15 protein-coding genes are annotated in these 11,826 nt (G+C 71.3%); 8 read left to right on the forward strand and 7 right to left on the reverse strand.

Annotated elements, in window-relative coordinates; translation table 11 throughout:
• Nucleotides 1-2: 2 nt before the first annotated feature.
• Entirely contained in the window at nt 3-425 is a 423-nt protein-coding gene (locus PE066_RS11040) for a type II toxin-antitoxin system VapC family toxin (RefSeq protein ID WP_271232592.1), read from the reverse strand.
• Entirely contained in the window at nt 422-673 is a 252-nt protein-coding gene (locus tag PE066_RS11045; protein ID WP_271232593.1) for a type II toxin-antitoxin system Phd/YefM family antitoxin, read from the reverse strand. The genes PE066_RS11040 and PE066_RS11045 overlap by 4 nt, the downstream gene beginning before the upstream one ends.
• A 62-nt stretch (nt 674-735) precedes the next feature.
• On the opposite strand from PE066_RS11045, the gene PE066_RS11050 reads away from it, so the two are divergent.
• The 3 genes from PE066_RS11050 to PE066_RS11060 all read left to right on the forward strand — a co-directional run bounded on the left by PE066_RS11050 (nt 736) and on the right by PE066_RS11060 (nt 2,982).
• Nucleotides 736-1,314: an NADPH-dependent FMN reductase gene (locus PE066_RS11050; RefSeq protein WP_271232594.1), complete on the forward strand. Its 579-nt coding sequence runs from the start codon at nt 736-738 to the stop codon at nt 1,312-1,314.
• A 578-nt stretch (nt 1,315-1,892) separates the two neighbouring features.
• Nucleotides 1,893-2,144 carry a YkgJ family cysteine cluster protein gene (locus tag PE066_RS11055; RefSeq protein WP_271232595.1) on the forward strand — a complete coding sequence of 84 codons (252 nt, stop codon included), beginning with the start codon at nt 1,893-1,895 and terminating at the stop codon, nt 2,142-2,144.
• An 82-nt stretch (nt 2,145-2,226) separates the two neighbouring features.
• Nucleotides 2,227-2,982: a class II aldolase/adducin family protein gene (locus tag PE066_RS11060; RefSeq protein WP_271232596.1), complete on the forward strand. Its 756-nt coding sequence runs from the start codon at nt 2,227-2,229 to the stop codon at nt 2,980-2,982.
• Between the two features lie 21 nt (nt 2,983-3,003).
• Here the strand turns inward: PE066_RS11060 and PE066_RS11065 are convergent, their stop codons facing one another.
• Nucleotides 3,004-4,245, reverse strand: a complete 1,242-nt coding sequence (locus PE066_RS11065; RefSeq protein WP_271232597.1) for an AsmA family protein — start codon at nt 4,243-4,245, stop codon at nt 3,004-3,006.
• Between the two features lie 90 nt (nt 4,246-4,335).
• Here PE066_RS11065 and gstA point away from each other — a divergent pair, with 90 nt between their 5' ends.
• Nucleotides 4,336-4,944, forward strand: coding sequence for a glutathione transferase GstA (gstA, locus tag PE066_RS11070; protein ID WP_271232598.1), 609 nt, complete (start codon nt 4,336-4,338; stop codon nt 4,942-4,944).
• On the opposite strand, the gene PE066_RS11075 is transcribed toward gstA, so the two are convergent.
• Nucleotides 4,937-6,136, reverse strand: coding sequence for a YbfB/YjiJ family MFS transporter (locus PE066_RS11075; RefSeq protein ID WP_271232599.1), 1,200 nt, complete (start codon nt 6,134-6,136; stop codon nt 4,937-4,939). The two genes, gstA and PE066_RS11075, sit on opposite strands and share 8 nt — an antisense overlap.
• Nucleotides 6,137-6,258: 122 nt before the next feature.
• Here PE066_RS11075 and PE066_RS11080 point away from each other — a divergent pair, with 122 nt between their 5' ends.
• Nucleotides 6,259-7,368: an alkene reductase gene (locus tag PE066_RS11080; RefSeq protein ID WP_271232600.1), complete on the forward strand. Its 1,110-nt coding sequence runs from the start codon at nt 6,259-6,261 to the stop codon at nt 7,366-7,368.
• Between the two features lie 36 nt (nt 7,369-7,404).
• Nucleotides 7,405-8,283: a pirin family protein gene (locus PE066_RS11085; RefSeq protein ID WP_271232601.1), complete on the forward strand. Its 879-nt coding sequence runs from the start codon at nt 7,405-7,407 to the stop codon at nt 8,281-8,283.
• A 12-nt stretch (nt 8,284-8,295) separates the two neighbouring features.
• Here the strand turns inward: PE066_RS11085 and PE066_RS11090 are convergent, their stop codons facing one another.
• Nucleotides 8,296-8,688 carry a hypothetical protein gene (locus PE066_RS11090; RefSeq protein ID WP_271232602.1) on the reverse strand — a complete coding sequence of 131 codons (393 nt, stop codon included), beginning with the start codon at nt 8,686-8,688 and terminating at the stop codon, nt 8,296-8,298.
• A gap of 207 nt (nt 8,689-8,895) precedes the next feature.
• On the opposite strand from PE066_RS11090, the gene PE066_RS11095 reads away from it, so the two are divergent.
• Complete coding sequence (locus PE066_RS11095) at nt 8,896-9,381, forward strand: Spy/CpxP family protein refolding chaperone (RefSeq protein WP_271232603.1); 486 nt, start codon at nt 8,896-8,898, stop codon at nt 9,379-9,381.
• A gap of 85 nt (nt 9,382-9,466) precedes the next feature.
• On the opposite strand, the gene PE066_RS11100 is transcribed toward PE066_RS11095, so the two are convergent.
• Together PE066_RS11100 and PE066_RS11105 are read right to left on the reverse strand one after the other, a co-directional pair.
• Nucleotides 9,467-9,961: a hypothetical protein gene (locus tag PE066_RS11100; RefSeq protein ID WP_271232604.1), complete on the reverse strand. Its 495-nt coding sequence runs from the start codon at nt 9,959-9,961 to the stop codon at nt 9,467-9,469.
• A 164-nt stretch (nt 9,962-10,125) separates the two neighbouring features.
• Nucleotides 10,126-10,686: an acyloxyacyl hydrolase gene (locus PE066_RS11105; protein WP_271232605.1), complete on the reverse strand. Its 561-nt coding sequence runs from the start codon at nt 10,684-10,686 to the stop codon at nt 10,126-10,128.
• A 367-nt stretch (nt 10,687-11,053) separates the two neighbouring features.
• Here PE066_RS11105 and PE066_RS11110 point away from each other — a divergent pair, with 367 nt between their 5' ends.
• Nucleotides 11,054-11,821 (forward strand): endonuclease/exonuclease/phosphatase family protein, encoded by a 768-nt coding sequence (locus PE066_RS11110; protein WP_271232606.1) that lies wholly within the window; start codon nt 11,054-11,056, stop codon nt 11,819-11,821.
• Nucleotides 11,822-11,826: the final 5 nt, after the last annotated feature.

Consider the following 11,826-nt stretch of genomic DNA (forward strand, 5'->3'; position numbering starts at 1 on the left):
GTCTAGGCCTCGATCAGTTCGGTGGTCAGGCCGGCGGCTTCGGCCGCCAGCGCCTGCCGGCGGTCGGCGGTGACGAACAGGTCGACCCCCGCCACCTGCGCCGACGCGACGTGCAGGGCATCCAGGGCGCGCAGCCGGCTGCGCTCCATCACGGCGATGGCATGCGCCTCCACCCGGCGGTCCAGCTCGATCCGGGTGAAGGCGCCGAAGTGCTGCTGCACGACCGCCATGATGCGCAGGTAGTCGTCGGCCGCCACCAGGCCATCGTGGCGCTGGCGGTGGAGGGCCGAGGCAACTTCGACCTTGCAGTGCGCCGCCACCACCAGCTCGCGCGCGGAGCCGACCAGCGCACGCACCTGGTCGCTGCCGCGCTCGCGGCTGTACAGCTTGTAGAGCGCCGAGGTGTCCATCAGCAGGCGGTTCACCAGCCACCCTCGCGTTCTTCGACGATGAGCTGGGCGCCGGTCTTGCCGTCGGGCCGGGTGATCCGCAACGGCTCGAACGGCTGCTTCCAGCTCGGCGGCGGCTCGTCGGCGGGGCGCTCCGGCTGCACCGGCACCAGGTCGGCCACCGGCTTGCCGTGCCGCATGATGCGCACGGTCTCGCCCCGCTCGACGCGGTCCAGCATGGCGGAGGCGTTGGCTCGGAATTCGCTCAGCGGGAGCACGTGCATGTACAACTCCAATGGTTTTGTACATTTTACCGGCTGCTGGAAGCCCGTGATGCAATCGGGTCATGAAGCTCCTCGTGTTCGCCGGCAGCACCCGACAGCAGTCGCACAACCGCCGTCTCGCCGGCGTGGTGGCCCGCATGGCCCGGCAGCAAGGCGTCGAGGTGACGCACCTCGAACTGGCGGACTTCGATGTGCCCATGTACAACGCCGACCTCGAGGCACGCGGCACTCCGGCCGATGTGCTGCGGCTCAAGCAGATCGCCTTCGAGCATCCGGCCTGGATCATCTGCGCGCCGGAGTACAACGCCAGCTACCCCGCCCTGCTGAAGAACACGCTCGACTGGATCTCCAGCCCGGTGAAGGCCGACCCCGTCTGGCGCGACGACTTGCGCGCCACCCGCGGCAAGGTCGTGGGCATGCTCAGCGCCTCGCCCGGCGCCTTGGGCGGCCTGCGCTCGCAAAGCCACCTCGCGCCCTTGCTGCTGACCCTGCGTTGCTGGCTCGCCCCGGAACACTTCGCGCTGGGCCACGCCGCCAGCGCTTTCGATGCCGCCGGCGAGCTGGTCGACGAAGCGGCGCGCCGACGGGTGCAGGCGGTGCTCGATCAAGTGCTCTGGGCGGCGTCACGACTGCAGGCGTGACGGTCGTGCCCTGCTGACGGCACTGAGCCGACGGCCACGCCCCCGTCGATCAGCTCACTTCCTCCGGATTCCCGCGCTCTTTAGGCACGCGCCGACGCGCGCCGCCGCAACCTTCGACGCCCAGGACCGCCTGGGGCGCAGGGACCGCGCCGCCCGAAAAAGCGCGTGGACAAACCTGTTGAGCGTTTCGGCACAACCCATGGGTTGTCCACAAGCCGAGCCATGCGGCCAGACTTGTCCCTTTTGGCGCGACAGCGCGAAAGCGCCCTTCCCCACATCCTTCAAGCGACCGCAAGTCCCTGTCAGGGCTCGGAAAGATGAGGTTGTCCACACGGGTCGCGGACCCCTACTACTACTACTAATTAAAGAAATAAGATAAATAAGAACAGCCAAGGCCCCGCCCCCGGCCCATGGCGCACGTGATCCCGCGCCGGGCGCCTCCGCGCCGATTCCCGGCGTGCTGCGGCAAATCGGGCTGTCGCCAAGAACCTGCCCGCGCGGCCACCGGCTGGAACCCACCTGGCAACGCCGGCCCACAATGAGGCGTTTCGTGTACGGATCCCGCCAGTCAGATGCCAATGGCCTGCCGCCCGGGCTGCGCTGCGTGCTGCATCGCGCCCTCGATCACCAGTTCGATTCCAGGAATGCCCGGAGGCAAGCCAGCCGGCGTGCGCTGCGTGCAGCTCGACGAGCTCGACCGCTGCAAGCTGTTCGGCCGTCCGGAGCGCCCCGCGGTGTGCGGCGGGCTGCAGCCGCAACCCGAGATGTGCGGCGACTCGCGCGGGCACGCACTGCACTACCTGCGCCGGCTGGAAGAGCTGACCGCCTGAGCACGCAGGCCGCGCTGACCGGCACGGCCCCGCCGCGTGAGGGAACAATGGCGTTTCCGCCCCCGCCGCCCAGGAGCCCGTCATGAACATCGCCTCGCTGAAGGAAGTGGTCAGCGCCCCCGAATGGGAGCTGCGCGTGCAACTCGCCGCCTGCTACCGGCTGGTCGCCCTGTACGGCTGGAGCGACCTGGTGTTCACCCACATCAGCGCGCGCGTGCCCGGCCCCGAGCATCACTTCCTGATCAACCCCTACGGACTGATGTTCGAGGAGATCACCGCCTCCTCGCTGGTGAAGGTCGATCCCGGCTGCAACAAGGTGATCGACTCGCCGTTCCCGGTCAACCCGGCCGGCTTCACCATCCACAGCTGCATCCACGACGCGCGCCGCGACGTCGGCTGCGTGCTCCACACCCACAGCCGCGCGGGGGTGGCGGTCAGCGCGCAGAAATGCGGCGTGCTACCGATCAGCCAGCAGAGCACGTTCGTGCTGGCCTCGCTGGCCTACCACGACTACGAGGGCGTGGCGCTGCGCGACGACGAGAAGCCGCGCCTGGTGGCCGACCTGGGCGACCGGAACTTCCTGATGCTGCGCAACCACGGCCTGCTGACCGTCGGCGCGACGGTGCCCGATGCCTTCCTGGCGATGTACCTGTTCGAGAACACCTGCCGCATCCAGATCGATGCGCAGGCGGGCGGCGAGCTGGTGCAGGTCAACCCGGCCATCCTGCAAGGCATGGCGCAGGTGATGAAGACCGTCACCGCCGGCCAGGGCGCGCAGATCGCCTGGCCGGCGCTGCTGCGCAGGCTCGATCGCAGCGATCCTTCCTACCGGACCTGAGCCGGCCGGCCGGGCGGGCGTTCAGCGGCCGAACAAGCCGCGCAGGCCCTTTTCCACCTTCTCGCCCAGGTGCGAGGCCGCGCCCGAACCGGGCAGCGACACCCCCACCGGCGTGACCGAGGGCTGGTCCAGCGTGCCGGCCACCTGCAGCGGCACCCCGGCCACCGATCCCAGCGGCCCGGCCGTGAGCTTGGCCTCCACCCGGCCGCTCAGCGAGCGGTCGGCCGCCAGCGTGACATGGCCGGTGGCCGACAGCAGGCCCGAGCTGGCCACCAGGTTGGTCAGGTGCACGACCCGGCCCTGGGTGGCGACGTTGCCGGTCAGCGTGTCCAGGGCGGTCTGGCCACCGCGGCTGGCGCCCAGGGTGCGCACCGCCTGGGCCAGGTCCACCCCTTGCAGCACCGCGTTGCGCACGGTGAAGCGGGTCTGGCTGCGCAGCGCGTCGGCCAGTGCCGCCGGATCGCGGAACTCGGCCTGCAGGCTGGTGCGCGCGTCCAGCTTGCCAGCCAGCGCGCGGCTGGGTGCGGTCAGCGCCGACACTTCCACGCGCTCGGTGGCGAGATCGCCGGTCAGGCGCCAGGCCCCGCCCTTCTGCGACTGCAGCCGCAGCGGGCCGCTGACGGTGCCGCCGCCGATGTCGGCGCGCAGCTGCCAGGCGTCGGCTTCGCGTTGCAGGCGCGCCTTGGCGCCGGCGAAGCGGCCCGCCACCACGTCGACCCGCAGCGACTGCGGCAGCGGCTCGTTCTCGAAGGCCACCTCGGCGTCGACCGTCAGCCGCTGCGACTTGGCATCGACCCAGGTGACGTGATCGAGCACGATGCGCCGCGGCAGCAGGGTGGCGGAAGCGCCCGGCTCCTGCGGCTTGGCCGGCGCACCCGCGGCGGCCTCCTGTTTTTGCACGGCGGTGGCCAGGGCCACCAGTCCCTGCTGCGGCAGCACGGCATTGCGCACCACCAGGGCATCCAGCTCGGGCCGGCCCGCCAGCAGCGAGGACCAGACCGGGCGCGCCTCGACCCGCTCCAGCGTCAGTGGCGGCCGGGTCTGCACCCGTACGTCGTCCACCGCCACCGACGGCGCCGGCCAGACCGACAGCCGGATCGCGCCGAGCTGCACCGGCAGCCCCAGCGCCTGCGAGGCCTGCTGCTGCGCGCGCTGGCGGAAGTCGTCGCTGGCGGCCCAGCGCCACAGGCCGAACAGCGCCGCTGCCAGCAGCAGCACCAGGCCGAGCGCGAGGCCCAGCAGCCACTTGATCGATGTACGCATCGCCGGATTCTCTCAAGGCCGGCCCCAGCAGGGAATCGGCTGCCCGGCTAGCATCGCGTTTTTCCGCTTTCCCAACTGCGTTTTTCCAACATGAAGCTTTACTACTCACCCGGCGCCTGTTCGCTGTCGCCCCACATCGTGCTGCGCGAAGCCGGCCTGGCCTTCGAGCTGGTGCTGGCCAGCACCAAGACGCACCAGCTGCAGGACGGCACCGACTACTACGGCATCAACCCGCTCGGCTACGTGCCGCTGCTGGAGCTGGACGACGGCACGCGCCTGCGCGAAGGCCCGGCCATCGTGCAGTACGTCGCCGACCAGGTGCCGACCAAGAACCTGGCGCCGGCCAACGGCACCCTGCCGCGCTACCGCCTGCAGGAGTGGCTGACCTTCATCGGCACCGAGGTGCACAAGTCGTTCTCGCCGCTGTTCAACCCGGCGATGCCGGAAGAAGGCAAGCAGATCTACCGCGACCGCATCGCCGCCCGCCTGCGGTGGGTCGACGGCCAGCTGGAAGGCAAGCAGTACCTGATGGGCGACGCGTTCAGCGTGGCCGACGCCTACCTGTTCGTGGTGACCAACTGGGCCAAGCCCATGAACCTGGACCTGTCGGCCTACAAGCACCTGCTGGCCTGGCGCGATCGCATGGCGGCGCGCCCCGCGGTGCAGGAGGCGATGAAGGCCGAAGGCCTGGTCAAGTAAGCGCCGGCCGGGGCAGCGGCTGCTGGCGCCAGGCCAGCAGCGCCCCCAGCCACAGCGCGCCGGCCGAGTACAGCAGGCCGCGCGCCAGGCCGCCCGGCCCATCGGCGATCCAGCCGACCACCGTCGGCCCGACGATCTGGCCGGCCGCGAACACGATGGTGAAGGCGCTGATGCCGCTGGCCCAGTGCGGCGCCGCCAGGTTGTGCCGCACCAGCGCGGTGGTCGAGGCCACCACCGACAGGAACACCCCGCCGAACAGCAGCCCGGAGGCCAGCACCAGCGGCCAGGCCGAGGTCAGCGCCGGGATCAGCGTGGCCACCCCCAGCAGGCCATTGAGCAGGGCCAGCGCCTGGCCGCCGCGGTAGCGATCCAGCAGGCCGGCCCACAGGCGCGACGACGCCATCACGGCCACGCCCAGCAGCGCATAGAACAGCGTCAGGCGGCCCGGTCCGGCGCCCTGCTCGCGCAGCAGCGCGATCACGAACGTCATGTAGCCGATGTAGCCGACGCCGAACAGGCTGTAGCCGGCCAACCCTGGTCCGAAGTCGCGCCAGTGAAACGCACGCGTGTCCGGCGCCCGGAACGAGGACGGGTTCGCCGCCGCGCCGGCCAGCACGCGCGCGGGCCAGGCCAGCACCGCGGTGCAGGCCACGCAGGCCAGCGCCAGCGCCCACCAGGCCCAGGCCCAGGCGTGCGCCAGCTGCGCCGCAGCCTGCAGCACCAGCGGCACCAGCAAGGCCGACAGCGCGATGCCGACGCCGGTGCCGCCGTAGTAGATCCCGAGCAGCAACCCGCCGCGCTGCGGCTGCAGGCCGGCCAGCCGCGCTGCCAGCACGCCGCCGGCGATGAATACGAAGGCGCTGGCCACACCGGCGAGCAGGCGCTGCAGCAGCAGCGGCGCGGCTTCGCTGAAAAAACCGGACAGGGCCATGAACAGGCTGGCCAGCGCGGCGCCGGCCAGCAGCAGGCGCGAGGCCCCGGCACGCCCCAGCAACCAGGGCGTGGCCAGCGCGCCCAGCAGGTAGCCCAGGGCGTTGGCGGTGTTCATGCCGCCGGCCAGCGCATACGACCAGTGCAGGTCCTCGCGCATCGGCGGCAGCAGCAGCGCGTAGGCGAAGCGCGTGATCCCCAGCGACACGGCGGCGCCGAGCGACAGCGCCAGCGCGAGGGGAAGGTGGGAGAGCGGCGCCATCGGCTGGGAGGTCGAGGCGCATTGTCGGCGATGGCACGGATCGCATCGGCTTGCAAGCCGCAAGGGCTTGGCGAGTTGGGCTACGCTGACCCACTCCCCGCGAACGACAAAACAAAGGTCCGATGCCCAGTCTCTTCGATCCCGTGCGCGCCGGCGACCTGGCGCTTCCCAACCGCATCGTCATGGCTCCGCTCACGCGCAACCGTGCACCCGGCGCGGTGCCCACCGCGCTGATGGCCGAGTACTACGCGCAGCGCGCCAGCGCCGGCCTGCTGGTGTCCGAAGGCACCGCGATCAGCCACCAGGGCCAGGGCTATGCCGACGTGCCCGGCCTGTACTCGCCCGCGCAACTGCAAGGCTGGAAGCAGGTGACCGATGCCGTGCATGCGCGCGGCGGCCGCATCGTCACCCAGCTTTGGCACGTGGGCCGCGTGTCGCACGTGGAGCTGCAGCCCGGCGGGCAGGCGCCGGTGGCGCCGTCGGCCATCGCCGCGAAGACCAAGACCTTCCTGATCCGCGACGGCGCCGGCGGCTTCGCCGACACGTCCACCCCGCGCGCGCTCGAGGCGCAGGAACTGCCCGGCATCGTGGCCGACTTCGGCCGCGCCGCACGCAGCGCGGTGCGCGAGGCCGGCTTCGACGGCGTCGAGGTGCATGCGGCCAACGGCTACCTGCTCGACCAGTTCATGAAGCTGGGCGCCAACCAGCGCACCGACGCCTACGGCGGCTCGATCGAGAACCGCGCGCGGCTGCTGCTGGAGGTGATGCGGGCCGTGGCCGAAGGCGCCGGCCCCGGTCGCACCGGCATCCGCCTGTCGCCGATCACGCCGGCCAACGACATCCACGATCCCGACCCGCAGCCGCTGTTCGAGTACGTGGTGCGGCAACTCGCGCCGCTGGGGCTGGCCTACGTGCACGTGATCGAAGGCGCCACCGGCGGCGCGCGCGAGCTGCCGGATCGCCCGTTCGACTTCGACGCGCTGCGCCGCGCCTACCGCGAGGCCGGCGGCCAGGGCGCCTGGATGGTCAACAACGGCTACGAGGGCGCGTCGGCCCAGCAGGCGATCGAGGGCGGGGCCGACCTGGTGGCGTTCGGCCGCAGCTACATCGCCAACCCCGACCTGGTCGAGCGCCTGCGCACCGAGGCCCCGCTCAACAAGCCCGACCGCGCCACCTTCTATGGCGGCGGCGCCGCCGGTTACACCGACTACCCGTCGCTGCAGGCCGGCTGAGCTCGCAAAATCCGGATCAACCCCCAACTGACGCAGATGAGCACCGCCGTACAGCAGCCGCGCAAGGTCGAAAGAGTGGTCGCCGGGCAGGCGACCCAGGACGGGGCGGGCGTCAAGCTCACCCGCCTGCTGACCCAGGACCTGCAGCGCCGGCTCGACCCCTTCCTGATGCTGGACAACTTCGCCAGCGACGACCCGAACGACTACGGGGCGGGCTTTCCCGACCACCCGCACCGCGGCTTCGAGACCGTGACCTACATGATCAGCGGGCGCATGCGGCACCGCGACAGCCAGGGCCATGAAGGCCTGCTGCAGAACGGCGGGGTGCAGTGGATGACCGCCGGCCGTGGGCTGGTGCACAGCGAGATGCCGGAGCAGGAACAGGGCTTGATGGAAGGCTTCCAGCTCTGGCTGAACCTGCCGGCGCGTGACAAGCTGCGCGAGCCCTGGTACCGCGACATCCAGTCGGACCAGATCCCCGAGGTTCGCACGCCCGCCGGCGTGACCGTGCGCGTGATCGCCGGCGAAAGCCAGGGCGTGCGCGGCAGCGTGCAGCGCGAGGTGACCGAGCCGCTGTACCTGGACCTGCACTTCGACGCCGACCCGGCCCAGCGCTTCGAGCAGCCGCTGCCCGCGGGCCACAACGCCTTCATCTGCGTCTATCGCGGCAGCGTGCAGGTGGGCGAAGGCGCGGCGGCCAGCGTGGTGTCGCGCGGCCAACTCGCCATCCTGGCCGACGGCGGCGATGGCGTGCTGCTGCGTCCCGCGCCCGGCAGCGCCGAAGCGCCCCGCGCCCTGCTGATCGCCGGCCAGCCGCTGCGCGAGCCGATCGCGCAGTACGGACCGTTCGTGATGAACACGCGCGAGCAGCTGCTGGAAGCGGTCGAAGACTTCAACCGCGGGCGCTTCGGCTAGGCCGCCGCGGCGCTATTGCGCCGGCGGCGCGGCCGGCTCGGCGGCATCGCCCGAACCGGCTTCGCGCACGTCGCCCCAGGTCCGCGCGCGCTCCAGCACGCGCGTGACGTTGTGGCCGATGGCCGAGGAGATACCGGTGCGTCGCTCGGCGCCCTGGAAGGCCTCGCGCTGGGCGCGCACGCGCGAGTCGTGCAGCACCACGGCGCCGGCGCTTTCGCGGTCTTCGGCCGGCAGCGGCTGCACGTCGCTCAGCACCTGGCCGGGTACCGGCTGCGGCGGCGCGTTGTCGATCTCGGCCGGCTGCACCGATTGGCCCTGCGCGCCGGCTGCCAGCCCGGCCAGCACGGCGAGGCCAGCCACCTTCCAGGCCAGCAGCTGCTCGGGTTGTGCCTTGTTCGGGTCCATGCAGCCATCCTGGCCGCGCCGGCGGCGCGCGTCTGTGGCCGGGCGCGACCAGTTGCCGTAGGACGCCCCGCACGCCCGCAAGGATGCGACAAACCTTTACAACGGCGCTACCTTGGGCGCACGGGCTGCTTACATCGCGGCGCGAGACTGGCTTCCAACCTGAGGCATGAATCCCGCCCAGGCTCACCGGAAAGGAAGGAAAGTGCCATGAAACTGAATGTCCGCAAGCACCTGCTGGCCGTCGCGCTGGTGGCCGGCGTGGCCGGTGGCGCGGTGGTCGCGCAAACCCAGCCGCCGCAAGCCAACGGCCCGGGCACCGAAAGCCGCCAGAGCCGCCACCACGACCCGGCCAAGATGGCCGAGCGCGTCAACCAGCGCCTGGCCAACCTGAAGCAGAAGCTGCAGGTCACGCCGGCCCAGGAAGCCGCCTGGACCAGCTTCGCCAACGCCATGCAGCCGCCGGCGCAGCGCCCGCGCGCCGACCGCGAAGCCCTCGCGCGCATGACGACGCCGGATCGCATCGACCACATGCGGGCGCTGCGCGACCAGCGCAACGCGGAGATGGACCGGCGTGCCGACGCCACCAAGGCCTTCTATGCCCAGCTCAGCGCCGAGCAGAAGAAGACCTTCGACGACGAGAGCGCGCGCATGTTCCAGCGCGGTGGCCGCCACATGGGCCGGCATCACGGCTGATTCCCGAAGCGCGCTGCGGATCGCCCCCATGAAAAAGCCTGCCGGCTCGCGCCGCGCAGGCTTTTTCTCTTCATCAGACCGACGCTCAGTTGAGCAGCGGATCGTCCGGGTTCCCGTTCGGCCGGCCGCCGACCATGGTGCTCATCTCGCCGGCGCGCTGCGGCACCCGCTCCACCGTCTGCTGCGGTGGCACCACCAGGCGGCTGTCATGGACCACCGGGTTGTGGGTCGACATGTTCGGCACGCCGTTCGTCATCGTGCTGACCTCGCCCGCCCGGGTCGGGATGTTGCTGGTCTCGGTCGCGCCGGACCAGGGCACCACGCGTGCGTCGGCGGGCGCGCCCATGACCGCGGTGTCCGGTGAAGCGGCGCTGTACACCGGCTCACCGGTGGCGCTGGTCACTGGGGCGGCGTGCCGCGGCGCGTTGCTGGTGGCCATGTTGGGCACGCCGTGCGTCACGGTGCTGGCCTCGCCGGCCGCCACCGGCACGTCGCTGGTGGCCGTGGCGGTTTGCGCGTACGCGCCACCGGCCAGCAGGCCGGCCAGCAACAGCGCAGCGGTTGTCTTGGCTGGGGTCATGATGGATCCTTTCGAATGATCAAATGGAAGCGCCCCATGCGAGGGGCGTGAATCCACTTTAGGACGGGCGCCCCTGCGGTCACTGCCGGACGTCCGCGGCGGCGCCTGTAGGACGGCGGGTTCCACCGGCGCGCGGGCGAACCTCGGCCCTGTGCAGGCCTTGGTCAGAAGCGCGCCGAGTAGCGCAGCATCAGCAGATCGAGTCCCGGGTTGGGCTGCTTCAGCCCGGCGTTGGAGGTGTGCTGCCAGCGCAGGCTCAACTCGTGCTGGCCCCGGGCGCCGAAGTTGCGGCCCACCGCCAGGTTGTCGCTGAAGTTCCAGCGCGAGCCCATGGTGCGCGCCGGCGTGGTGAACAGGCTGTCGGTCACCGACAGGCCGATGCCGCCTTCCACGAACCAGGGCGAACGCCCCTCGTCCGGCCGGTAGCGCAGCAGCGGCACCAGTCCGGCTTGCGTGTAGCCCTCGTGCGCGCCGGCCGCGCCGCGGGCACGCCACTGGCTGACGAACAACTCGGTCTGGGCGCTGAACTCGCCGCCGGCGGCTTGCGCACGCCAGTCCCAGGGCCACAGCAGGCCGATCCCGGCCGCCTGCACACCGTTCTCGCCGACGCCGCCCTGCGCGAAGACCGCGCCCGGATGCAGCCCCTCGGTCGGCGCGGCGCCAGCGGCGGCCGCGAAGAGGCTCGCGAGCAGGGCGCCGCCGATCGATCGGGTGAGCGCGCGCAAGCCCCGCCTTCGCGCCGCCTGGTGAACGGCTGCGGCCCAGCGGGCGGCAAGTGCAACGGACACCGATCGGCGGGCAGCCGGAACCACCGGCAGTGCATGGCCAGCGGGTGCGCGGCGTGCGGGCGGGGTCGACATGGCGTGGCGCGACAAGCTCGGAGCGCCCATTGTGGGCCAGCCTTGCCCGGCGCAGGGGCGCGCCGGGCGCAGCAAGCCCCGTTCGCCGCACGACTGCGCAGCGTCGCACGCCCTTTCCCTGCAAGGGCCGCCGCCTTCCCTGCCTGCCGTCCTACACCCCACCGCAGAGCGGGTCGGTAGAAAGTGCGGAAAAAGGAACCGCAACGCGAAAACGGGCCCGCAACGACACGGTATGACAGAGACCACGGCCACTGCCGCGCCGCTGACGGTGATGACGGTCAACATCCACAAGGGTTTCACCTTCTTCAACCGCAAGTTCATCCTGCCGGAACTGCGCGACGCCGTCCGCAAGGTCGGCGCCGACGTGGTGTTCCTGCAGGAGGTGCTGGGTGCGCACAGCGGGCACGGCAGCCGCTTCGAGGACTGGCCCGATGCGCCCCACTATGAATTCCTGGCCGACACGATCTGGCCGCAGTACGCCTACGGGCGCAACGTCGCCTATCCCAAGGGCGAGCACGGCAATGCGCTGATGTCCAAGTTTCCAATCGTTTCCTACCAGAACCACGACGTGTCGCTGCCGGGGCCGGAGCGGCGCGGCCTGCTGCACTGCGTGTTGCGCATTCCCGGGCAGGCGGTCGAGGTGCACGCCGTGTGCGTGCACCTGGGGCTGGCCGAGACGCACCGCGTGCAGCAGCTCGACCTGCTGTGCGAGATGGTGCGCAGCGAGGTGCCCGACAACGCGCCGCTGATCGTGGCCGGCGACTTCAACGACTGGCGCCGCCGCGCCAACGCCATCCTGGAGCGCGAGATCGGCCTGCGCGAGGTGTTCGTCACCGCCTATGGCGAGCCGGCCCGCACCTTCCCGGCGCGCTTTCCGCTGCTGTGCCTGGACCGCATCTACGTGCGCAACGCCTCGGTGCACCTGCCGGTGGTGCTGCCGCGCCGGCCCTGGTCGCACCTGTCGGACCATGCGCCGCTGGCCGCCGAGATCCACCTGTGAGCACC

This window comes from Ramlibacter tataouinensis (genome assembly GCF_027941915.1).
Lineage (GTDB): Bacteria > Pseudomonadota > Gammaproteobacteria > Burkholderiales > Burkholderiaceae_C > Ramlibacter > Ramlibacter tataouinensis_C.